The sequence below is a fragment of the Streptomyces sodiiphilus genome, from assembly GCF_039529215.1.
Taxonomy (GTDB): domain Bacteria; phylum Actinomycetota; class Actinomycetes; order Streptomycetales; family Streptomycetaceae; genus Streptomyces; species Streptomyces sodiiphilus.
Genome location: NZ_BAAAMJ010000068.1, coordinates 14,089 through 35,050 on the forward strand (window position 1 = coordinate 14,089; position 20,962 = coordinate 35,050).

At 71.6% G+C, this 20,962-nt stretch carries 22 protein-coding genes, 2 tRNA genes and 1 riboswitch; of the genes, 14 read left to right on the forward strand and 10 right to left on the reverse strand.

What is annotated here, in order from left to right; all coding sequences use genetic code 11:
• The first annotated feature begins 159 nt into the window (after positions 1–159).
• Entirely contained in the window at positions 160–2,004 is a 1,845-nt protein-coding gene (locus ABD299_RS21875) for a putative bifunctional diguanylate cyclase/phosphodiesterase (protein ID WP_425581391.1), read from the forward strand.
• A gap of 78 nt (positions 2,005–2,082) precedes the next feature.
• On the opposite strand, the gene ABD299_RS21880 is transcribed toward ABD299_RS21875, so the two are convergent.
• Positions 2,083–2,823: a maleate cis-trans isomerase family protein gene (locus ABD299_RS21880; RefSeq protein WP_344265424.1), complete on the reverse strand. Its 741-nt coding sequence runs from the start codon at positions 2,821–2,823 to the stop codon at positions 2,083–2,085.
• 186 nt (positions 2,824–3,009) lie between these two features.
• A complete protein-coding gene (locus tag ABD299_RS21885) occupies positions 3,010–3,939 on the reverse strand; it encodes a maleate cis-trans isomerase family protein (RefSeq protein ID WP_344265427.1) in 930 nt (309 codons plus the stop codon).
• A 211-nt stretch (positions 3,940–4,150) separates the two neighbouring features.
• Between ABD299_RS21885 and ABD299_RS21890 the strand changes: the two genes are divergently transcribed.
• Together ABD299_RS21890 and ABD299_RS21895 are read left to right on the forward strand one after the other, a co-directional pair.
• Complete coding sequence (locus ABD299_RS21890) at positions 4,151–5,116, forward strand: D-2-hydroxyacid dehydrogenase (RefSeq protein ID WP_344265431.1); 966 nt, start codon at positions 4,151–4,153, stop codon at positions 5,114–5,116.
• Positions 5,117–5,182: 66 nt separating this feature from the next.
• The gene (locus tag ABD299_RS21895; RefSeq protein ID WP_344265434.1) at positions 5,183–6,646 is read left to right on the forward strand and encodes an amidase; all 1,464 of its coding nucleotides are present in this window, start codon (positions 5,183–5,185) and stop codon (positions 6,644–6,646) included.
• Here the strand turns inward: ABD299_RS21895 and ABD299_RS21900 are convergent.
• Positions 6,627–7,142, reverse strand: a complete 516-nt coding sequence (locus ABD299_RS21900) for a DUF3830 family protein (protein WP_344265436.1) — start codon at positions 7,140–7,142, stop codon at positions 6,627–6,629. The genes ABD299_RS21895 and ABD299_RS21900 overlap by 20 nt on opposite strands.
• A 122-nt stretch (positions 7,143–7,264) precedes the next feature.
• Between ABD299_RS21900 and ehuB the strand changes: the two genes are divergently transcribed.
• The 6 genes from ehuB (at position 7,265) to ABD299_RS21930 (ending at position 11,503) form a co-directional block, all read left to right on the forward strand.
• A complete protein-coding gene (gene ehuB, locus ABD299_RS21905) occupies positions 7,265–8,176 on the forward strand; it encodes an ectoine/hydroxyectoine ABC transporter substrate-binding protein EhuB (protein WP_344265439.1) in 912 nt (303 codons plus the stop codon).
• On the forward strand, positions 8,173–8,919 hold the full coding sequence (gene ehuC / locus ABD299_RS21910) for an ectoine/hydroxyectoine ABC transporter permease subunit EhuC (protein ID WP_344265442.1): 747 nt from the start codon (positions 8,173–8,175) through the stop codon (positions 8,917–8,919). The genes ehuB and ehuC overlap by 4 nt, the downstream gene beginning before the upstream one ends.
• A complete protein-coding gene (ehuD, locus tag ABD299_RS21915; RefSeq protein WP_344265445.1) occupies positions 8,916–9,569 on the forward strand; it encodes an ectoine/hydroxyectoine ABC transporter permease subunit EhuD in 654 nt (217 codons plus the stop codon). The genes ehuC and ehuD overlap by 4 nt, the downstream gene beginning before the upstream one ends.
• 46 nt (positions 9,570–9,615) lie before the next feature.
• Positions 9,616–10,440, forward strand: coding sequence for an ectoine/hydroxyectoine ABC transporter ATP-binding protein EhuA (gene ehuA / locus ABD299_RS21920; protein ID WP_425581397.1), 825 nt, complete (start codon positions 9,616–9,618; stop codon positions 10,438–10,440).
• A 165-nt stretch (positions 10,441–10,605) separates the two neighbouring features.
• Complete coding sequence (locus ABD299_RS21925; RefSeq protein ID WP_344265448.1) at positions 10,606–11,364, forward strand: IclR family transcriptional regulator; 759 nt, start codon at positions 10,606–10,608, stop codon at positions 11,362–11,364.
• 62 nt (positions 11,365–11,426) lie between these two features.
• Positions 11,427–11,503, forward strand: a tRNA-Lys gene (locus ABD299_RS21930).
• A gap of 141 nt (positions 11,504–11,644) precedes the next feature.
• On the opposite strand, the gene ABD299_RS21935 is transcribed toward ABD299_RS21930, so the two are convergent.
• Positions 11,645–11,995, reverse strand: a complete 351-nt coding sequence (locus tag ABD299_RS21935) for an antibiotic biosynthesis monooxygenase family protein (RefSeq protein WP_344265451.1) — start codon at positions 11,993–11,995, stop codon at positions 11,645–11,647.
• A gap of 135 nt (positions 11,996–12,130) precedes the next feature.
• A riboswitch (cobalamin riboswitch) is annotated at positions 12,131–12,252 on the forward strand.
• Between the two features lie 32 nt (positions 12,253–12,284).
• Here ABD299_RS21935 and ABD299_RS21940 point away from each other — a divergent pair.
• Positions 12,285–12,500, forward strand: coding sequence for a CbtB domain-containing protein (locus ABD299_RS21940; protein ID WP_344265454.1), 216 nt, complete (start codon positions 12,285–12,287; stop codon positions 12,498–12,500).
• A 27-nt stretch (positions 12,501–12,527) separates the two neighbouring features.
• Entirely contained in the window at positions 12,528–13,310 is a 783-nt protein-coding gene (locus ABD299_RS21945; RefSeq protein ID WP_344265457.1) for a CbtA family protein, read from the forward strand.
• Positions 13,311–13,419: 109 nt separating this feature from the next.
• On the opposite strand, the gene ABD299_RS21950 is transcribed toward ABD299_RS21945, so the two are convergent.
• The 4 genes from ABD299_RS21950 to ABD299_RS21965 form a co-directional block, all read right to left on the reverse strand.
• A complete protein-coding gene (locus tag ABD299_RS21950; protein ID WP_344265460.1) occupies positions 13,420–13,848 on the reverse strand; it encodes an OsmC family protein in 429 nt (142 codons plus the stop codon).
• A gap of 44 nt (positions 13,849–13,892) precedes the next feature.
• Positions 13,893–14,453, reverse strand: coding sequence for an NUDIX hydrolase (locus ABD299_RS21955; RefSeq protein WP_344265462.1), 561 nt, complete (start codon positions 14,451–14,453; stop codon positions 13,893–13,895).
• Positions 14,454–14,679: 226 nt separating this feature from the next.
• A tRNA-Leu gene (locus tag ABD299_RS21960) sits at positions 14,680–14,763 on the reverse strand.
• A 58-nt stretch (positions 14,764–14,821) separates the two neighbouring features.
• A complete protein-coding gene (locus tag ABD299_RS21965) occupies positions 14,822–16,207 on the reverse strand; it encodes a DUF445 domain-containing protein (protein ID WP_344265724.1) in 1,386 nt (461 codons plus the stop codon).
• Between the two features lie 232 nt (positions 16,208–16,439).
• Between ABD299_RS21965 and ABD299_RS21970 the strand changes: the two genes are divergently transcribed.
• Complete coding sequence (locus ABD299_RS21970) at positions 16,440–18,578, forward strand: transglycosylase domain-containing protein (protein ID WP_344265465.1); 2,139 nt, start codon at positions 16,440–16,442, stop codon at positions 18,576–18,578.
• Positions 18,579–18,594: 16 nt separating this feature from the next.
• Here ABD299_RS21970 and ABD299_RS21975 read toward each other — a convergent pair whose 3' ends face one another.
• A complete protein-coding gene (locus tag ABD299_RS21975; protein WP_344265727.1) occupies positions 18,595–18,897 on the reverse strand; it encodes a GroES family chaperonin in 303 nt (100 codons plus the stop codon).
• Between the two features lie 74 nt (positions 18,898–18,971).
• Positions 18,972–19,283 carry a DUF3618 domain-containing protein gene (locus ABD299_RS21980; protein ID WP_344265468.1) on the reverse strand — a complete coding sequence of 104 codons (312 nt, stop codon included), beginning with the start codon at positions 19,281–19,283 and terminating at the stop codon, positions 18,972–18,974.
• 149 nt (positions 19,284–19,432) lie between these two features.
• On the opposite strand from ABD299_RS21980, the gene bcp reads away from it, so the two are divergent.
• A complete protein-coding gene (gene bcp, locus ABD299_RS21985) occupies positions 19,433–19,900 on the forward strand; it encodes a thioredoxin-dependent thiol peroxidase (protein ID WP_344265471.1) in 468 nt (155 codons plus the stop codon).
• Between the two features lie 159 nt (positions 19,901–20,059).
• Positions 20,060–20,839 (forward strand): HAD-IIA family hydrolase, encoded by a 780-nt coding sequence (locus ABD299_RS21990; protein ID WP_344265474.1) that lies wholly within the window; start codon positions 20,060–20,062, stop codon positions 20,837–20,839.
• The last annotated feature ends 123 nt before the right edge of the window (positions 20,840–20,962 follow it).

A 20,962-nucleotide genomic window follows, 5' to 3' on the forward strand; every position in this document is an offset into this window, starting at 1 on the left:
GTTCAGGCGTAAGCGCTCCGGAAGGATCAGCCATCGAGCAGAAACGATCAAGCGGTCGACAAACTGCCGCCGCCACCGGGGCGGCCACCCGGGGGGCGCGCACGGCGCACTGGCTCGGCAGGTCCCAAAGCCTCTATGATCGGCACATTTCCAGCGCGGATGGCCCGCGCGGGCCGTCGAGGAGCCCGTCCGACGCCATCCGCACGCGACCAGTCCCTCCGGGAGCGATCAGTGAACGCACCCCTCGACGGACCGGGCCATGATCCCGGAGGCGGCACCGAGACCGCCACCCCAACCATCACGGAGAGTGAGACCCGGGGCGACTACCGGGCCGCCTTCCACAGCTCCGCGCTGCCCATGGCACTCGTCGGCCGGTCCGGCCATGTGCTGGTGGCCAACCGCGCGCTGGGTGCCCTGCTCGGCAGAGATCCGGGCGAGCTCACCGGACGGAGCGCCGACACCGTCGCGGGCCTCGGCCCGGACGGCCGGACCCGTGCGACGTACCAGGCGGTGCTGCGCGGAAAGGGTGACCGGCTGCGCTGCACCCGGCGGCTCAAACACCGCGACGGCCATGCCCTGTGGACGGAGATCACCGTGCTTCCGCTCGGCCGGGAAGGCGCCGGCGGAGCGCTGCTGACCGTCTCCGACATCAGCGAGCACCGGGAGCTTCAGGAGCGCCTGCGTCATCTCCAGGTGCACGACCCGGTCACCAGACTGCCCAACCGGGTGCTGTTCTTCGAGCGGCTGACCGCCGCGCTCGCCGAGTCCGAATCCGGCCGCATCGGCCTGTGCTGCCTCGACCTGGACGACTTCAAGGCCGTCAACGACACCCTGGGACACCGGGTCGGCGACCAGCTGCTGGACGCCGCCGCCCGGCGGCTCGCCCAGTGCGCCGCGCACACCGGAGCCGGAGGTCATCTGGTGGCCCGGCTCGGCGGGGACGAGTTCGCCCTGCTGGTCGAGAACTCGACCGGCACCCGGCAGCTCACCGCCCTGGCCGAGACGGTGCTCGACGCGCTGCAGCGCCCCTTCGACCTGGAGGGACGCCGGGTGTCGGTCTCCGCGAGCATCGGAGTCGTGGAGCGCGAGTGCGCGGGCACCAGCGCAACCGGGCTGATGCAGGCCGCCGACACCACGCTCTACTGGGCCAAGGCGGACGGCAAGGCGCGCTGGGCCCTCTTCGATCCCGAGCGCAACGCCCACCGCATGACGCGGCAGAACCTCTCCGCGTCGCTGCGCCAGGCGATCGACCGCGGGGAGTTCGTCCTGGAGTACCAGCCCATCGTCTCGCTCGCCGACAACACCCTGTGCGGCTTCGAGGCGCTGGTGCGCTGGCGGCACCCCGAGTTCGGCACGCTCACCCCGGACCGCTTCATCGGGCTCGCGGAGGAGAACGGCGCCATCGTCCCGCTCGGACGCTGGGTGCTCACCGAGGCCTGCCGGCAGGCCCGTGGATGGCAGCTCACGCATGGCGGCCCGCCGCCGTTCGTCAGTGTCAACGTGGCGGTGCGGCAGGTGTGGGACTCCGACCTGGTCGCCGATGTCCGCCGGGTGCTCGCCGAGTCCGAGCTGCCGCCGGGACTGCTCCAGCTGGAGCTGACCGAGTCGGCCGTGATGGGCTCCGGCGGGCGGCCGCTGGAAGCCCTGCGGGCGCTGTCGGACATGGGCGTGCGGATCGCCATCGACGACTTCGGCACCGGCTACTCCAACCTCGCCTATCTGAGCCGGCTGCCGGTGCGCACCCTGAAGCTGGACGGCACCTTTGTGCGCGGCTTCCGCACCGCCCGGCACCTCAGCAGCGCGGACGAGACGATCGTCACCTCGCTGGTGGACCTCGCCCACAAGCTGGGGATCACCGTCACCGCCGAGTGTGTGGAGGGGCCGGCACAGGCCGAGCGGCTGCGCCGGATCGGCTGCGACAGCGGTCAGGGCTGGCACTGGTCCCGGCCGCTGGCGGCGGACCGGGTGGCGGACCTGCTCATCCCCTGCCCCCCGGCAGCCTGACTCCCGGCCGGGCCGGGTCCGGCGGACCGCCCGCAGAGGGACGGTCCGCCGGACCCGGTCCGGGTGTACCCGGGGCGGTCAGTGCCCGCCGAACAGCGTGCCCAGCCGGGGGCAGGTCTCCGTGCGGCCCAGCAGACGCAGCCCTTCCCACGCGGTCACCTGGTTGGCGGTGAGCACCGGCTTGCCCAGCTCCTGCTCCAGATCGGTCAGCCACTCGGCGGTGTGCAGCGCGGTGTCCGGCAGCAGCACCGCGTCGGCCGACGGGTCGTCACCGGCCCTGGCGAGTTCCAGGACCTGTTCACGACTCCAGGTGCCGACCTCCGCCGCAGTGATGATGCCGCTGCCGCGCATCCCGGTGACCTCGGTGCCCGCCGCCCTGAGGAAGACGGCGAACAGCTCGGCCACGTCCTCCGGATAGGTGGCCGCGATCGCGACCCGCCCCGCCCCGATGTGCCGCACGGCGTGCGCGAAGGCGAAAGAGGTACTGGAGGCCGGCAGGCCGGCCACCCGCGACAGGTCCCGGACCTGCTGGTGCGCGCCTTCCCAGCCGAAGACGAAGCTGCCGCTGGTGCACGCCCACACGACGGCTTGCGCGCCGTGCTCCTTCACCTCACCGGTCTTCGCCGCCAGACGGGCCACCGAGCCCATCTCCAGCAGGGCGTCCACCCTGTGCGCGTCGGTGCCGATGTCGGTGTGCACCAGGGGGAGACGGACGTCCGCGCCCGCCTCGTTGAGCATCTTCTCCATCCGCGGGAACTCGTCCTCCGCCGAGTAGCCGGGGTAGAGAAAGCCGGCGGTGTTCCCTGCCGCGAGTGTCATGCCTGCGCCTCTCGTGTCTTTCGTCCCGTCCGTCTGCCACGGTCCGGCCCGCTCCGGTGCGCGGGCAATAGCCCACACGGGTGGGCCCGGTGCGCCGCCGCCCCCCGGCCACCGGCCGTGCGCGCTCCCGCCCCTCCTCCGGCACCGGCAGTGAGCCGGTGCCGGAGGAGAGGCGGGAGAAGGCGGTCAGTGCGGTCCCGGGCCGCCGGGATCCTCCGGGTACGGAGGCACCGGCGGATCGGCGGCGTCCACCGGCCCTTCCTCGGGAAGCGCCGAGCCGGCCAGGGCCGCCTCCGGCTCCTGCGGCCGCGACGGACCACCGGGAACCGGGTCGACCGCTGGGGACGGCAGGCCCGACATGGCGGCCGGTCCGCGCCGCGCCACCGGGTCCAGCAGCGCCTGGTAGGGACCGACGGCCTCCTTGCCGATCCGCCGCAGGGCCGCCCACACCGTGACCTGGTTCGCCGAGATCACCGGCATCCGCAGCTCGGCCTCGAGCTGGGGGATCGCGTCGTAGGTGGGCAGGTTGGTGCAGCTGATGAAGAGCGCGTCCGGGGAGTCCTCGGCCACCGCGTCCCGGGCCATCTCGACGACCTCGCGGTACCCCACCCGCCAGATCTCCCGGGTGAGCCCGAGGTAGCTGCGCCCGCTGACCTCGATGCCCGCGTCCGAGAGGTAATCCTCCAGCGCGTCGGTGACCGACTTCGTGTAGGGGGTGACAACGGCGACACGCCGGGCATCCAGCTCGCGCAGGGCGGAGAGCAGCGCCCCCGAAGTGGTCAGCGCGGGCACCTCGCCGGCCTGGGCCATCGCCGCGGACATCGCCCGCTCTCCCGCCCCGCCGCCCACGAAGCTCCCCGAGGTGCAGGCGTAGGCCACGACCTCGGGACTCACCGCGCACAGCGCCCGCACAGCTTCCCGCAGGGTTTCGTGCTCGCTGACGATCCGGGCCAGGTCGAGACTGACCTCGACCGGGACGAAGGGCGTCCGCGTCAGATGGAGGGACACGTCGTCGGGCACCCATCGCCACAGTTCGCGGTCGAGGGCGAAGTCGAAGGGCGCGACGATGCCCACGCCACGCTGTGGCCGGGGGCCACCGAGGAAGGAGACATCCATTGCAAACCCCAATACGAGCGAAGGGGCGGCGCAGAGCCAGTCTGGCCGAACGAGGGTGTGAACCGGCAGGGAAACCGGGAAGCTGGGAAGATGCCTTCATTGACGACGGTAGTTTCTCCTCCCTACCGTGGTCAATCGCTGTCTCATCACTCCCGCCCGGACACTCCTGACCCAGACAATCAATCCCTCGTTGCGAAACGGTTTCCCCGCCATGACCGAAGCTCGCGTTCTCGTGCTCGACGCCGACCCCCTGCCCCGGCTGGACCGTCTGGGCGCACGCGCCCGGGTGCTCCACACGGACGAGAAATCCCTGGCAGAGCGGCTGCCGGAGGCGGACGTCCTGCTGGTGTGGGACTTCACCTCGGACGCGGTGCGCGAGGCGTGGCCGGGCCCGGGAGGCCGGCCGGTCTGGGTCCACACCGCCAGCGCCGGCGTGGACCGGTTGCTCTTCCCGGAGTTGCTGGAGTCCGACGCCGTGCTCACGAATGCCCGTGGCGTGTTCGACCAGCCCATCGCCGAATACGTGGCGGGTCTCGTGCTGGCCATGGCCAAAGATTTTCGCGGTAGCTGGGAATTGCAGAGGCAACACCGGTGGCAGCACCGGGAGACTTTCAAGGTCCACGGCAGCCGGGCAGTGGTGGTCGGATCCGGGCCCATCGGCCGCAGGATCGGCCTGCTGCTGGGCGCGATGGGGGTCCGGGTGGATCTGGTGGGCCGCCGCGAGCGGACCGGGGACCCGGACTTCGGCCGGGTCCACGCCACCGGCGCCCTCCCGGACCTGCTGCCGGAGGCCTCCTGGGTGGTCTGCGCCGCGCCGCTCACCCCCGAGACGCACGGGATGTTCGACGCGCGGGCGTTCGCCCTGATGCGGCCGGAGGCCCACTTCATCAACATCGGCCGCGGCCAGCACGTTGTCGAGGACGACGTCGTCGAGGCGCTGCAGGAGCGCCGGATCGCCGGGGCCGCGCTGGACGTCTTCGCCCAGGAGCCGCTCCAGGACTCCAGCCGGCTGTGGGACGCGCCGAACCTGATGATCTCGCCGCACATGAGCGGGGACACCTTCGGCTGGCGCGACGACCTCGCCGAGCAGTTCCTCGACAACTTCGACCGCTGGTACGCCGGCGAGCCGCTGTTCAATGTCGTCGACAAGAAGCTGGGCTACGTGCCGGACCACTGACCGGAGCCCCTCCCCCACCCCCGCGACCGGCCGTCACCCAGGGGACGGCCCGAGGACGGAGCCCCGATGACCGATCTCGCCATGCTGACCGCCCACCGCCTGACCCGGAGCTTCGAGGCCGGGGAGTTCTCCCCGGCCGAGGTGGCCCGGGCGGCACTGGACCGGGCGGCGGCCGTGCAGCCCCTGGTCAACGCCTTCGTCTTCCTCGATCCCGAGGCGGCTCTGGAGCAGGCGCGCCGGGCGGAGGACCGCTGGCGGCGCGGCGAGCCGGCCGGCCCGCTGGACGGCGTGCCGGTCACCGTGAAGGACATCCTCCTGATGCGCGGGCACCCGACACTGCGCGGCTCGGCCGGAGCTTCCGGGGCCGTCGGCTCCTGGGACGAGGACGCCCCGTCGGTGGCCAGGCTGCGCGACTCGGGTGCGGTGATCATCGGCAAGACCACCACCCCGGAGTACGCCTGGAAGGGCGTCACCGACTCACCGGCACAGGGCGCCACGGGAAACCCCTACGACCCCTCACGCACCGCGGGCGGCTCCAGCGGCGGCGCGGCGGCGGCCGCGGCGCTCGGCGCGGGGGTGGCCGGTCTGGGCACTGACGGCGGCGGTTCGGTCCGCATCCCCGGCTCGTTCTGCGGCATCTTCGCGCTCAAGCCCACCTACGGACGGGTGCCGCTGTACCCGGCCAGCGCGTTCGGGACACTGGCACACGTGGGGCCGATGACCCGGGACGCGGCGGACGCCGCGCTGCTGATGGACGTCATCTCGGCTCCCGACACCCGCGACTGGTCGCACCTGGGGCCGGCGTCCGGCAGCTTCCGGCAGGCACTGTCGCACGGTGCCGACGGGGTGCGCGGGCTGCGGGTGGCCTGGTCACGGGACCTGGGCTTCCCCGGGGGCGGCGGACCGGTGCCGGTGGACGCCGAGGTCGCGGCGGCGGTGGAGAAGGCCGTGCGGCACCTGTCGGAGCTCGGAGCCGAGGTGGTCGAGGCCGATCCCCCGATGCTGCCGCTGGCGACGGTCCGCGAGGCCTTCCACACCCTGTGGTTCAGCGGGGCCGCGCGGGTCACGCAGTCCTACGACGCGGGGCAGCGGGCGGCCATGGACCCCCGGCTGCGCGAGATCTGCGAGCAGGGCGCGCGCTACAGCGCGCTGGACTACCTGGCGGCGGTCGACGTCCGGATGGCCCTGGGCAAGGCCATGGGCGGCTTCCACGAGCGCTACGACCTGCTGGTCACCCCGTCGGTGCCGATCACCGCGTTCGGGCTGGGCCTGGAGGTCCCCGAGGGTTCGGGGCTGGAGCGCTGGACGGACTGGACGCCGTTCAGCTACCCGTTCAACATGACGCAGCAGCCCGCCGCCACCGTGCCCTGCGGGACGGACGCGGACGGGCTGCCGATCGGGGTCCAGCTCGTGGGCGCGCGGCACCAGGACGCGCTGGTCCTGCGCGCCGCGCACGCCCTCTACGAATCGGGAGCCGCCGACATCGCGCCCCCGGCGATGCTGGACGGGTTCAGGCCCGGCGGAAGCTGAGGGTTTCCCCGATCGCGCCGGCGCGCCACAGGTCCTGGCAGGCGTCGGCCATCCGGTCCAGTCCGTCCACGACCGAGCCCCAGACGATGCCGGGCACCCACCCGGCATCCCCGTTGATCAGCAGGTTGTTCCGCTCGTAGAACAGCGCGAGGTCCACCACCGTCTTCCTGCCCTGGTGCTTGGCATCCGCCTCGTAGCCGTAGGAGGAGGTGACCAGCTGGGTCTCGGTGAAGGTGAAATAACACAGGTCACCGGGGATGGGCGTGATCGTGGGGTTCTCCAGCGGCGGCTCCTGGGGAGCGAACGGCTCCAGCAGCGCGTAGATCTCGTTGCGCGCGTATTTCGCGTGATAGACGTCGCCGCCCAGCGGAAGCGCGTCCCACACCGCCGCACAGGTAATGGGCGCCCGGTCGGTCAGCAGCTTCGCGGTACAGCTGACACCTCGCTTGTCCAGGGATACCTCGACAAAGCGCTCGGTGGCGGTCTCTTCGGACATGAAGCCTCCTGGCAGTTGTTGCGGCCCTCCATGGTGACGCAGAGATCACGATCTCATCGAGACCACCCATACGCCGGGAAACTCTCTGCATAACTGCGTGATATCTGGGTAGCGGGGGGCCCATGGCTCCACCACTGAGGAAAAATTCGACCATCACAGGAAGAGGGATCAGTCGCCGTTCGCTGCTCACCGGGGCCGCGGCACTCGGCGTGCTGGCCACGGGTGCCTGTGCACGGGTGGACACGGGGGCGGCCGAAGACGGCGGTGACCTGCTGGACCGACTCCGTGACCAGGGCATGGTCCGGCTGGGCATCGCCGGGGAGATCCCCTACGCGTACATCGACGACCAGGGCAATCTGACCGGCCAGGCGCCGGAGATCGCGAAGGTGATCTTCAAGGAACTCGGCGTGGAGCGCCTGGAACCGGTGCCCAGCGAATTCAGTTCCCTGATCCCCGGGCTTGCTTCGCTCCAGTTCGACGTGGTGTCCGCGGGCATGTGGATCACCCCCGAGCGCTGCGCACAGGTGATCTTCTCCGATCCCGATTACGTGACCATGGACGCCTTTCTCGTCCCCGCCGGAAACCCGCTCGACCTGCATGATTACGCCGATGTGGCGGCGGCGGAGGGAATCCGGGCGGCCACCGGCACCGGATGGGCCCAGGGCGGCTATGCCATCGGAAACGGAGTTCCGGCCGGCTCCATCACCTACTATCCCGACCAGGTCGCCGGGCTGGACGCGGTGCGGCAAGGACGTGCCGACGTGTTCTTCGGAACCCGGCCGACGATCGACTCGGCCGCCGAGGGCGTCTCGGGGGTGGAGGCGACAGAACCGTTCCTGCCCGAGGTGGACGGCGAGCCCCAGATCGGCGCCGGCGGCTTCGCGTTCCGCCCGCCCGAGACCAACCTGCGCAACGCCTTCAACGAGGAGCTGCACAAGCTCAAGGACAGCGGCCGGCTGCTGGAGATCGTCGAACCCTTCGGTTTCACCGAGGACGACATGACGGATCTGACCGCAGAGGAGCTGTGCTCATGACCTGGGGTCTGTGGAACTCCTGGATGCTGCCCGGGCTGTGGATCACCATCCAGGTCACGCTGTACAGCGCGGCGGTGGCCCTGGTGGTCTCGTTCAGCATCGGCACCCTGCGCACCTCGCGGTTCTGGATCGTGCGGTTCCTCTCCGGGACCTACTTCGAGATCTTCCGGGGCGCCTCGGCCCTGGTGATGCTCTTCTGGTTCATGTTCGCCTTCCCGTTGATGTTCGGCTGGCAGCTGGTGCCCATGTGGGCCGGCGTGCTGGCGCTGGGGCTGACCTACGGCGCCTACGGCTCGGAGATCGTGCGCGGGGCACTCGCGGCGGTGCCGGTCGCCCAGCGGGAGGCCGGCATCGCGCTGAGCTTCACCCGGCTCCAGCGACTTCGGCGGATCGAGATCCCGCAGGCCTGGCCCGAGATGGTCCCGCCGTTCAACAACCTGGCGATCGAGCTGCTCAAGGGAACCGCGCTGGTCTCGGTCATCTCTGTCGCGGACATCACCTTCGCCGCCAACCTGGTCCGCATCACCACCCAGGACAGCGCCCCCATCTACACGATCATCCTGGTCATGTACTTCGTGCTGGCGTTCTTCATCACCCGCGGGATGCGCGTGGTGGAGCGGCACGCCAAGACCCGCGTCGGCCAGGCACCGCCCCGCGGCGGCGGGCTGCGGGGGCTGCTGTCCATCGGCAGCCGTGAGACCGTCGAGGCCGACGGGGTCGTCACCACCGGAGGCGCCAAGTGAACTGGAACTGGGACGTCGTCGCCGACTTCATGCCGCGGTTCTGGGACGGCCTGCTGGTCACCCTGCAGGCGCTCGGGCTCGGCACGCTGATCGCCTTCTCGCTGGGCCTGGTCTGGGCGCTCGCCCAGCGCTCGCGGTTCGCCTGGGTGCGGTGGCCGGTGACCGTGTTCACCGAGTTCATCCGCAACACGCCGCTGCTGGTCCAGCTGTTCTTCCTGTACTTCGTCCTCCCCGAGTGGGGGCCGACCATGCCGGCGCTGATCACCGGCGCCATCGGCCTGGGACTGCACTACTCGACCTACACCGCCGAGGTGTACCGGGCCGGCATCGAGGGCGTCCCCGCCGGCCAGTGGGAGGCCGCCACCGCGCTGAGCATGCCGCCGGTGCGCACCTGGACATCGGTGATCCTGCCGCAGGCGATCCGCCGGGTGGTGCCGGCGCTGGGCAACTACGTCGTGGCGATGCTGAAGGACTCCCCGCTGATCGCCATGATCGGGGCCATGGAGATGCTCGGCCAGGCCCGGGCCTTCAACGCCCAGACCTTCCAGTACATGGAGCCGATCACGGTCGTGGGCATCGCCTTCATCCTCATCGCCTACCCGGCATCTCTCCTGATCCGAGCCCTGGAGCGTCGTCTTGCCACCCACTGACAGCACCCCCGAGAAGAAGAACGAGAACGAGACCAGGGAGGCCGGGGTGGACACCACCACGGGCGCGGGGACCGGCGAGGGCCCGGGCAACGGCAGCCGGGCCAGCGGCACCGAACTCATCCGCTTCGACAAGGTCACCAAGCGGTTCGGCGCGCTGACCGTCCTGGACGAACTGGACTTCGCCGTGGACACCGGGAAGCACGTGACGCTGATCGGCCCGTCGGGTTCCGGCAAGACCACGATCCTGCGGCTGCTGATGACCCTGCTCAAGCCCGACGGCGGCACCATCACCGTGGACGGCGAGTACCTCACCCACGAGAAGAAGGGCGACAAGCTCGTCCGGGCGAGCGAGCGCCACTCCCGCGAGGTGCGCAAGAAGATCGGCATGGTCTTCCAGCAGTTCAACCTCTTCCCCAACATGAAGGTGCTGCGCAACGTCACCGAGGCCCCGGTGCATGTGCTGGGCATGTCCAAGGACGAGGCCGATCAGCGGGCCCGGGAACTGATCGAGATGGTCGGCCTCACCGAGCACCTCGACAAGTACCCCACGCAGCTCTCCGGCGGTCAGCAGCAGCGGGTCGCGATCGCCCGGGCGCTGGCGATGCGCCCGCAGGTCCTGCTGCTGGACGAGGTGACCTCGGCGCTGGACCCGGAGCTGGTGGCCGGTGTGCTGGACGTGCTGCGGGACATCGCACACACCACCGACATCACCATGGTGGTCGTCACCCACGAGATGAGCTTCGCCCGGGACATCTCCGACAGCGTGCTGATGTTCGACCACGGCAAGATCATCGAGTCGGGACCGCCGGACAAGATGTTCACCGAGCCCGAGCACCAGCGCACCCGGGACTTCCTCACCTCCGTGCTCTGACCCCGGGGCCGCCGGGCCCCGCCGCCGCCCGTCCCGCCGCCTCCGTCCGCCACCGCGGGCGGGGGCGGCCTCGCAGGGTCCCGGGCCGTCCCGCATCGCAACCGCCCACCGGCGGAGTGCATTCCTGGATACGCTGAGGCCGCATCCGCTTCCTGGGAGGACGCCGTGGCGCTCGACTCCGGGCTGACCGCCCCGTACCGGTCCGTGCAGAACTCGCTGCGGCTTCTCGAAGCCGTGGCCGCCCGCCCGGACGGGCTCACCGAGGAGACCCTGGCCCGGTCCACCGGGCTGCCCGCCGCCCGGCTGACCCATCTGCTGTCCATGCTGCGCCGCGAGGGGTATGTGCGCCTGCTGCCGGACGGCGCCTGGACAGCCGGCGAGGCACTGCTCCGCATCGGCGCCCTCTCCGAGAGGCAGCGGGCCAACGAGGAACAGCTGCAGCGGGTGCTCGACGCCCTGCGCGACTCCGTCGGCGCGGCGGTGTACCTGGGACGGTACGCCGACGGAGAGATCAGCGTCCCACAGCACTCGGCGGCACCGCAGGCGCCCGCGGTGCACGAGTGGGTGGACTTCCGGTCCGCCGCGCACGCCACCGCGATCGGCAAGTGCCTGCTGGGCCAGCTCGACCACGACGGGCGCCAGGACCATCTGTCACGGCACCGGGCCGCCCGGCTCACCTCGCGGACCATCACCGACCGCCGGATCCTGCTGTCCGCCCTGGATCAGCAACCGGCCGGCATGCCGGTCCTCGACCTGCAGGAATACGCCGTGGGCACCATGTGCGCGGCGGTTCCGCTGACCGCCGGCGCGACCGTGGGATGCCTCGCCCTGTCGCTGCCCGCCGCCGAGGCACACCGGCTGTGGCGGGCAGCCGAGCGGCTCAACGAACAGGCCGCCCCGGCCCTGCTGACGCTGGCCCTGTGAGCGGATGGCACCGGGGTGGTCGGGAGCATCTCCCCGGAGACGGTAGAGTGGAGAGCAGACGGGCGCCGCTAGCTCAGTTGGTTAGAGCAGCTGACTCTTAATCAGCGGGTCCGGGGTTCGAGTCCCTGGCGGCGTACCACACATCGCGGGCCCTCTTGCGTGAGCAGGAGGGCCCGCGGCGTTCTCTCCTGCCGGTCCGGCGCTGTGCCCCCGTCGGCCGGTCACCCACTGCCCGAGGAGGACGAAGAGCAGGTTGGTGACCGGCGGAAGACGGAAGGGCTCACTGCCGGGGCGCGCCCGCCTGCTGCACCACCTCGAAGGACCACAGCGTGGAGTCCGAGGCTGCCGGACGCCGCGCCTGCCCCTCCCCGCCGGCGGCGTCGCCCGCGCCTCCTCCGCCACCGCGATGGGCCTGCTGCATGGGGCCGTTCATCCAGTTCTGGAAGTCCTCCTCGCTGCGCCAGCGGGTGTACACCAGGTAGGTGTCGGTTCCCTCCACCGGCCGCAGCAGCTCGAACCACTCGAACCCGTCGGAGTTCTCCACCGCGCCGGCCCGGGCCGCGAACCTCTTCTCCAGCGTCTCGCGCTGGTCCTCCGGAACGGTCAGCACGTTGATCTTCACTACGCTCATGTCTCCATGATCCCCCAGCACGACAGGACTCGGCCGCTGCCGCACCGCCCGTCCCTCCCGTCGCGGGGAGATGTGCGCCACGCCCGGGCGCCGTTGACAGCCCTCCGGCCCCCTGCCACGCTCAATTCAGGCACATTTTCATATCGAGGCGACGGCGAGCAGGAACCCGGTGCGAATCCGGGACGGTCCCGCCACTGTGACCGAACGGCCGATGGCCGCAAGGGAGTCAGGAACTGACCCGTCGCTCTCCCACCCATGGGGCGTGGAAACCCCAGGAGGAGGAACACGGATGTCTCAGCACACCGCCGGCCACCCCGCCGTCCCCTCGGCCCAGGCCGTCACCCGGACCCGGGACTGGAGCATCGCCGCACTCGCGGCGGTCATCGCCCTGCTCGCCCTGTGGGCCGTCTTCTTCGACAACGGCCAGGCCGTCGCCGCCACCGGCTCGTATCTGCACGAGTTCTCCCACGACGGCCGCCACCTCTTCGGCGCCCCCTGCCACTGACGCGCGCGGAGCGACGGAGAACCTCACATGACACAGCCGACTCCCTACCCCGTCCTGCCCCTGCTCACCCGCGGCCTGGCCGCCGGCGGACTCGCCGGGCTCGCCTCGGGCCTCTTCTCCCTGCTGCTGGCCGGACCGCTGCTGGACCGCGCGGTCCGGCTGGAGGAGGAGCGCGAACACGCAACGGGCGCGGCCCACGGCCACGTCCACGAAGAGCTCTTCAGCCGGGGCACCCAGCACTTCGGGCTGGTGGTGACCGCGGTGGTCACCGGCCTGGCCCTGGGCGTCTTCTTCGCCCTGGCCTACGCCCTGATCCACCGCTCCACGGCGCTCACCCACCGGCCGTGGCAGCGCGCGCTGCTGCTGGCCGGCGCGGGATTCGCGGCCCTGTCCCTGCTCCCCGGGCTGCGCTACCCCGCCGACCCGCCGGGTGTCGGCGAGTCCTCGACCGTGGCCGAACGACAGGTCCTGTGGCTCGCGGCCCTGCTCATCGGCATCCTGGGCCTGCTGGCCGCCTGGCAGCTGTACCGGCGGCTGGACCGCCACCCGGCGCCGGTCCGTCAGACGGCGGCCGCGGCGGCCGACGCGGCGACGGCCGCCGCGCTGTTCCTGCTGCCCTCCCACGGTGACCCGGTGCCGCTGCCCGCGGATCTGGTGTGGGAGTTCCGGGTGCTGTCCCTGGCCGCGCACACGGTCCTGTGGGCGGCTCTGGGCGGTCTCTTCGGCTGGCTGGGCCTGCGCGGCCTGCCCGGCCACGAGCGGAACGGGGCCGCCGGCAGGGAGCCGGCGCCCGCGCTCGCCGGCGGCTGACCGCCGCCCTCCCCAGGCACGCGGGATTCGCGGGGAGTAGCGCGGCGGTCCCGTCCGCCCCTCCGGGCCGGTGACACACCGTCACCGGACCCGGGGGCATCCGGCCCGGTCAGGCCAGGAACTCGGCCTCCAGCGTGATGGACACTCCGGCCAGCGCCTTGCTCACCGGACAGTTCTCCTTCGCCTTCTGCGCCGCCGCCTCGAAGTCCTCGGCAGAGATGCCGGGCACCCGGCCCTTGACGCTCAGGGCGATGCCGGTGATGCCCTCACCCGGCTGGAAGGTGACGTGCGCCGTCGTCTCCAGGGACTCCGGCGGGTTCCCCGCGCCGGCCAGCCCGTGCGACAGGGCCATCGAGAAGCACGACGAGTGCGCCGCCGCGATGAGCTCCTCCGGGCTGGTGCGGCCCTGCGGCTCCTCCGCGCGGGAGGGCCAGGTCACGTCGAAGGTGCCGGTCTTCGAGGAGTCGAGGGAAACGGTGCCCGCGCCCTCCATCAGCGAGCCCTGCCAGTTGGTGGTGGCGATGCGCGTGGTTGCCATGAACGGATCCTCCAGAACGGATAAGCGGACGTGCCCGGCCCACGCTATCGCTGCGCGGGCCCGGCGTGCGGGAACCGCTCGTCTCCTGGTACAGGTTGACGGCCGGTCCGGTCGGACACCTGCCCGGCCGCCTCGTCGACCATCAGATACGCCAGCCCGACCAGCGTGGCGCTGCTCACGATCTCCCGGCGGTCGATCATGCCTCGCAGCTCGGCCAGCGGGATCCACTCGATCCGGTCGGGCTCGTTCCGCTCCACCGGCGGACCGGTGCAGCGGGTGCCCTCGCAGCGGAACACATGGTGCTCGGAGTCGGAGATCCCGTTGGCCGGCTGGGCGTAGATCAGCGGCTTGACGGTCGCGGGCCGCCAGCCCGTCTCCTCCTCGGCCTCGCGCCTGGCCGCCTCCTCGGGCGTCTCGCCCGCCTCGATCAGCCCCATCGGCAGCTCCCGGCCCCACACATCGGTGACGAAGCGGTGCCGCCACATCATCAGAACCCGCTGCCGCTCGTCGATCAGCGCCGCCACCGCGACGTCGCGCAGCCGCACCACGTGGTGCTCGTAGCGCCGCCCGTCCGGCTCCTGGACGTCCGCCAGCCACAGATTCACTCACTCGTTGCGGTAGATCTGCCGCTCCCCGTGCACCGTCCACCGCATGTACCACGCTCCTTGTCACCGGCCTGTCCACGGCCATCTCGGCTCTTCCCCGGCGCCGGGCCGTCCGCACCTGACGGCGGGGGTGAGTGAACCGGGCCGGCCCGCCGCGAGCCGGGCACGGTCCCGGGAACGACGAGATCCCGCCCGGTCGTGGGACCGGGCGGGATCCTTCCTCGAGTGCGGCGGAAGGGATTCGAACCCTCAAACCCTGTCACGGGTCACTGGACCTAAACCAGCTGCGTCGCCACTGCGCCACCGCCGCCTGACACCCGGCCATGCTAGCGGGCGGGCGCCCGGCGCGGGGCCTCCGGGTTCCGGGCTCAGCCGCTCAGGAGCTGGGTGACCGTGTGGATGACCAGGCCGGCCAGGGCTCCGATGATCGTCCCGTTGAGGCGGATGAACTGCAGGTCGCGCCCGATGTGCAGTTCGATCTTGCGGGAGGTGTGGGCGGCGTCCCAGGAGGCCACGGTGTCGGTGATGAGCGAGGTGATCTCGCCGCGGTAGCCGGAGACGACGTGGATCACCGCGTCCGCCGTCCAGCGGTCCAGCTTGTCCTGCAGGCGGGCGTCGGTGGCCAGCCGGGCGCCGAGCGAGAGCAGCGCGGCACGGGCGCGCAGCCGCAGCGCGCTGCGCTCGTCCTCGGCGGCGGTGATGATCATGGCGCGGAGGTTGGCCCAGGCGGTGGCGATCAGGTCCTGGAGTTCGGGGCGGTTCAGCAGGTCGGTCTTGAGCCGCTCGACCCGGGCGCGGGTGTCCGGGTCGTGCTGGAGCTGCTGGGCGAAGTCGTCGAGGAAGCGGTCCAGCGCCGCGCGGGCCGGGTGGTCGGGGACGTCGCGCATCTCGGTGACGAAGCGCAGCAGCTCGCGGTAGACGCGGTCGCCGACCTTCCGGTCGACGAAGCGGGGGGTCCATCCCGGGGCTCCGCCGACCACGGCGTCCATGACGGACTCACGGTGCCGGACGAGCCAGTCGTGGGCCCTGGCACACACCAGGTCCACGGTCCGGTGATGGCCGCCGTCGGCGACGGTTCTCTCCAGCAGGCGTCCGAGCCCGGGGGAGATCTCCTGGCCGGCGACCTGCCGGATGACGGCCTCGCCGACGACCGCCTGGACGTCCGCGTCGCGCAGCACCCTGAGCCCGCCGCGGACGGCCGTGGCCAGCTCGGAGGTCACCCGGTCGGCGTTCTGCGGCTGGGCCAGCCAGGTGCCGATCCGGCTGCCGGGACGGACCGAGCCGAGCTTGCGGCGGACCACCTCCTCGGACAGGAAGTTCTCCCCGACGAAGTCGCCCAGCGACCGGCCGAGCTGATCCTTCTTGGTGGGGATGATCGCGGTGTGCGGGATGGGCAGGCCGAGCGGGTGACGGAAGAGCGCGGTGACCGCGAACCAGTCGGCGAGGGCCCCGACCATCCCGGCCTCGGCGGCGGCGGCCACGTATCCGGCCCAGGCCCCGGCGCCGCGGTGCTCCGCCCAGGTGGCCAGGGCGTACACCACACCGACGAAGACCAGCAGGCCGGTGGCGACGGTCTTCATCCGGCGCAGCCCGCGCTGCTTCTCGGCGTCGGCCTCGGTGAACAGTCCGCCGCCGGGCGGGCCCGGCTCACCGGGTGTCCCGTCGTGAGCCCCGGCGCCGCCGGACCCGCCGCCCGGTCCTGACGGGCGCCGCCCGGAATCCCCTGGCAATGCCTCCGGCTGCTGCCGTTCCATCCGCTGCCGCCCTTCCGCGTCGCTCTGCTGCATTGTGCCGGTCCGTCAGCGGCTGTGCTCCGACGGGTGAGCCCGGCCCGCCGTCCGGGGGACAGTGCGGCGGCTCGCGGGGTGGCCGTTCCCCGGGGTCGGGCACCGCCGGTGCGACAGTGTCTTATGCGGCATACAACCGCTTTGTCATCCATACGACCTTTCTGTCCTGCCGAGCCACGGCGGCGAGGAGTCCCGAGCCATGAGCGACGACAGCGACGAGCCCGCACGCGAAAGCGGTTCCTGGGGCTGGCCCTCCAGGACCGGGAGCCCTACGCCGGCGCCCCGCTCCGGGCCGCGCAGGCTGCTCCCGTCCTGGCGGACGCTGCTGGCCACCGTGCTCGTGGCGGCCACCGTGGTGGTGGGCGGCCTGGTCGCCGGCTACCTGCTGATCGAGATCCCCGAACCGAAGGCGGCGGCCGCCGCGCAGAACAACGTGTATCTGTACGCGGACGGGACGCAGATCGCCCGGGTCGGGGAGGTCAACCGGGAGAAGATCCCGTTGTCGGAGGTGCCGACGGACGTGCAGCACGCGGTGCTGGCGGCCGAGGACCGCGATTTCTGGGGCTACTCGGCGGTGGACGTGAAGGCGATGGCGCGGGCCGGGTGGAACATGCTGCGCGGGGCGGGGAAGCAGTCGGGGTCCACCATCACCCAGCAGTACGTCAAGAACTACTACCTGGACCAGCGGCAGACGGTGGACCGCAAGATCAGGGAGTTCTTCATCGCGATCAAGCTGGACCGGGAGGTCAGCAAGGAGGAGATCCTCGAGGGCTACCTGAACACCAGCTACTTCGGCCGCAACTCCTACGGCATCCAGGCCGCCGCTCACGCCTACTACGGCAAGGACGCCGCCGACCTCGACGTCTCCGAGGGCGCCTACCTCGCCGCCGTGCTGAACGCCCCCAGCGCCTTCGACCCCCAGGCCCGCCCGGACAACCGCGAGCGGGTGATCGCCCGCTGGCAGTACGTGCTGCGCGGCATGGTCTCCCAGGGCTGGCTCGACCCCGGCGAGCTGGAATCGCTGACGTTCCCCGAGCCGGACGCCACGGCACCCCACAACTGGCTGGCCGGGCAGCGCGGCTACCTCATCGAGGCGGTCAACGAGCACCTGGTGGAGACCGGTGTGCTCGACGAGAAACAACTGGCGGCCGGCGGCTTCAAGATCACCACGACCATCGAGCCGGACCTGCAGGAGGCGCTCGCCGAGGCCGTCCGGGAGGAACTGCTGGAGCACCTGGACGAGGACAACGAGCGGGACGCCTACGTGCGGGCCGGCGGCGCCTCGGTGGAGACCGGGACCGGCCGGGTGCTCGCGATGTACGGCGGGACCGACTTCACCGAGCAGTTCGTGAACAACGCCACCCGCCGCGACTACCAGGCGGCGTCCACCTTCAAGCCGTTCGTCTACGCCGCCGCGCTGGAGCACGGCGCCACCGACGCGGAGGGCAACCGGATCGGCCCCGACACCGAGTACGACGGCACCAGCGGCCGGGAGGTGGTCGCCCGCGACGGACGGCCGACCGGCTGGTCACCGGGGAACGAGGGCGACAAGGACCACGGCGACATCAAGGTGAGCACCGCGATGGACAAGTCCGTCAACGCCGTCTTCGCCCAGATGGGCCAGGACATCGGGCCGGAGCGGGTGCGCGGCACCGCCGTCGCGCTCGGCATCCCGCCGGGCACCCCGGGCCTGGACGACGCCGCGAGCTCCATCTCGCTGGGCACCGCCACCCCCAGCCCGCTGGACATGGCCGGCGCCTACGCGACCCTGGCCAACCACGGGGTGCGCCATCCCCTGGTCCTGGTGGAGAGCGTCACCGAGGGCGGCCGGGAGATCGATCTGCCCAGGCGCGAGCCGGAGCGGGCGATCTCCCGGGAAGCGGCCGACGGAACGACGGCGGTCCTGCTGAACGTGGTGCGCGGCGGCACCGGCACCGCGGCGCAGGCCGCCGGCCGCCCGGCGGCGGGCAAGACCGGCACCGCCGAGCACAACCGGGCTGCCTGGTTCGCGGGGTACACCCCCGAACTGGCGACCGTGATCGCCGTGGTGGGGCAGGACCCGGAGACCGGCGGACAGGAGTCCCTGTACCGGATGGCGGGTCTGTCCAGCATCAGCGGCGGCAGCTACCCGGCACGCATCTGGGCCCACTACACCGCCACTGCCCTGGCGGGCGCGCCGGCCGAGGAGTTCGATCTGGTCGTCCCCGAGCGCTACCGTCCCTCCCCCGACGACGGGCGTGACGACGGCGAGGAGTCCGGCCCGGACGAGGAGAACGACGTCGAGCTGCGGGCCGGGCGGTCCCCGTCACCGTCGGGCGGGCCGCCGACCGGGGACTAGCCGTGGGGCGGCGCGGTCAGAGGTACAGACCGGTGGAGTCCTCCGAGCCCTGCAGACGCTCGGCGGCCACCGCGTGCAGGTCCCGCTCGCGCATCAGGAGGTAGGAGACACCCCGCACCTCGACCTCGGCACGGTCCTCCGGGTCGTAGAGCACGCGGTCGCCCGTCTCGACGGTGCGGACGTTCTGCCCGACGGCCACGACCTCGGCCCACTCCAGCCGGCGGCCGACGGCGGCCGTCGCCGGGATCACGATGCCTCCCGAGGAACGCCGCTCGCCCTCGGACACGTCCGAACGGACCAGCACCCGGTCGTGCAGCATCCGGATGGGCAGCTTGTCGTGGGGGGGATGGGTGCTCACGGGACAGACCGTATCTCACCCCACCGGGGTACTGGCTACCGGCGGCGGTGCCGGAGCGAGAGCATCACGCCGACCGCCGCGACGGCGACGAGGGCGACCGGGACGACCCGCTCCAGGCGCGGCCTGCCGTCCTCGGTGACGAACTGGGACCTGACGTCGCCGACGGTGCGGTTGACCGCCACGTAGGCCCGGCCCGCCGTGCGGTCCACCGCCGAAAGGGCCCGGGCGCGCACGTCTCCGGCGATGGTCCTCGGGTGCACGCGGACGGCGATCTCGTCCAGGGTCGCCGCGAGGTCCTGGCGCCGCTTGGCGATACGCGCTTCGATCTCCGCCGGGGTTTCCGACACCGTTCCGCCTCCGTCGTCCGCTGAATCCGTCTGCCCGTTCACGTCTGTCCGCGCAGGTACCGCACAGTGTGTCAGTTCGCCCGCCGACTTTTGTGTCCGATCCCCCGTTTAGGCTTTGTGCCCAGGAAGAACCGTCCACAGGAGTACCCATGAGCGAGCGCTTGAAGCCCGGCGACACGGCCCCTGCCTTCACCCTGCCCGACGCCGACGGCAGGCCGGTGTCGCTGGCCGGCCACGCGGGGCGCAAGGTCATCGTGTATTTCTACCCGGCGGCACTGACTCCCGGCTGCACCAAGCAGGCCTGCGACTTCACCGACAATCTGGCACTGCTGGCCGGTGCCGGCTACGACGTCATCGGCGTGTCGCCGGACAAGCCGGAGAAGCTGGCGAAGTTCCGCTCCGCCGAGGAGCTGACGGTCACCCTGGTGTCGGACCCGGACAAGGAGGTCATGGTGGCCTACGGCGCGTTCGGCGAGAAGAAGCTCTACGGCAAGACGGTCACGGGTGTCATCCGCTCCACGGTCGTGGTCGACGAGTCGGGGAAGGTCGAGCGGGCGCTGTACAACGTGAAGGCGACCGGTCACGTGGCCAAACTCATCAAGGACCTGGGCGTCTGACACCGGCCCCGCCGGGCACCGCTCCCGCCGGTCCGGCCCGGGCGCTGCCGGGCCGGACGGGCGCGAGGCACCTCGATTAGGCTGACGGCGTCGGCTTCGGCACAGCGGGGTGCGCCGCCGACGCCCCCCAGCATCGCGAACGGCAGGAGTCCGAGAACAGTGGCAGAGCGCAAGCCGGTCGAATCCTGGCTCACCGACATGGACGGCGTCCTCATGCACGAGGGCGTGCCGGTCCCCGGCGCGGACCGCTTCATCGAGCGGCTGCGCGAGTCCGGCAAGCCGTTTCTGGTCCTCACCAACAACTCGATCTACACCCCGCGCGACCTGCACGCCCGGCTGTTCCGGATCGGCCTGGACGTGCCGGTCGGCAACATCTGGACCTCCGCGCTGGCCACCGCGCAGTTCCTGGACGACCAGCGGCCCGGCGGCACCGCGTACGTGATCGGCGAGGCCGGCCTGACCACCGCCCTGCACGACGCGGGCTACGTGCTGACCGACACGGCCCCGGACTACGTGGTCCTGGGTGAGACCCGCACCTACAGCTTCGAGGCGCTCACCAAGGCCATCCGGCTGATCAACGACGGTGCGCGGTTCATCGCCACCAACCCCGACGAGACCGGCCCGTCCGCCCAGGGCGCACTCCCGGCGACCGGTTCGGTGGCGGCGCTCATCACCAAGGCGACCGGCCGGGAGCCGTACTTCGTCGGCAAGCCCAATCCACTGATGATGCGGGCCGGGCTGAACGCCATCGGGGCGCACTCCGAGACCAGCGCCATGATCGGCGACCGGATGGACACCGATGTGCTGGCCGGCCTGGAGGCGGGGATGGAGACGTTCCTGGTGCTGACCGGGCTCACCAAGCCCGAGGAGGTGGACCGGTACCCGTTCCGGCCCTCCACGGTGGCCGACTCCATCGCGGACCTGATCGACCGCATCTGACCGGCGCGCACATCGGCCCCGGGACGTCGTCCTGCGCGACCGTCGGCCCGGGGCCTCCGTATGCCCGTCGCTGTCCGGAAATCCGGGTGTCACGACATCTCATCACTACCATGTCCCCGTACT

Coding starts and splice junctions, on each gene's coding strand:
- ABD299_RS21875 (WP_425581391.1), top strand. CDS start 160: ATGGCCCGCGCGGGCCGTCGAGGAGCCCGTCCGACGCCATCCGCACGC.
- ABD299_RS21880 (WP_344265424.1), bottom strand. CDS start 2,823: ATGACACTCGCGGCAGGGAACACCGCCGGCTTTCTCTACCCCGGCTAC.
- ABD299_RS21885 (WP_344265427.1), bottom strand. CDS start 3,939: ATGGATGTCTCCTTCCTCGGTGGCCCCCGGCCACAGCGTGGCGTGGGC.
- ABD299_RS21890 (WP_344265431.1), top strand. CDS start 4,151: ATGACCGAAGCTCGCGTTCTCGTGCTCGACGCCGACCCCCTGCCCCGG.
- ABD299_RS21895 (WP_344265434.1), top strand. CDS start 5,183: ATGACCGATCTCGCCATGCTGACCGCCCACCGCCTGACCCGGAGCTTC.
- ABD299_RS21900 (WP_344265436.1), bottom strand. CDS start 7,142: ATGTCCGAAGAGACCGCCACCGAGCGCTTTGTCGAGGTATCCCTGGAC.
- ehuB (WP_344265439.1), top strand. CDS start 7,265: ATGGCTCCACCACTGAGGAAAAATTCGACCATCACAGGAAGAGGGATC.
- ehuC (WP_344265442.1), top strand. CDS start 8,173: ATGACCTGGGGTCTGTGGAACTCCTGGATGCTGCCCGGGCTGTGGATC.
- ABD299_RS21935 (WP_344265451.1), bottom strand. CDS start 11,995: ATGAGCGTAGTGAAGATCAACGTGCTGACCGTTCCGGAGGACCAGCGC.
- ABD299_RS21940 (WP_344265454.1), top strand. CDS start 12,285: ATGTCTCAGCACACCGCCGGCCACCCCGCCGTCCCCTCGGCCCAGGCC.
- ABD299_RS21945 (WP_344265457.1), top strand. CDS start 12,528: ATGACACAGCCGACTCCCTACCCCGTCCTGCCCCTGCTCACCCGCGGC.
- ABD299_RS21950 (WP_344265460.1), bottom strand. CDS start 13,848: ATGGCAACCACGCGCATCGCCACCACCAACTGGCAGGGCTCGCTGATG.
- ABD299_RS21965 (WP_344265724.1), bottom strand. CDS start 16,207: ATGGAACGGCAGCAGCCGGAGGCATTGCCAGGGGATTCCGGGCGGCGC.
- ABD299_RS21970 (WP_344265465.1), top strand. CDS start 16,440: ATGAGCGACGACAGCGACGAGCCCGCACGCGAAAGCGGTTCCTGGGGC.
- ABD299_RS21975 (WP_344265727.1), bottom strand. CDS start 18,897: ATGCTGCACGACCGGGTGCTGGTCCGTTCGGACGTGTCCGAGGGCGAG.
- bcp (WP_344265471.1), top strand. CDS start 19,433: ATGAGCGAGCGCTTGAAGCCCGGCGACACGGCCCCTGCCTTCACCCTG.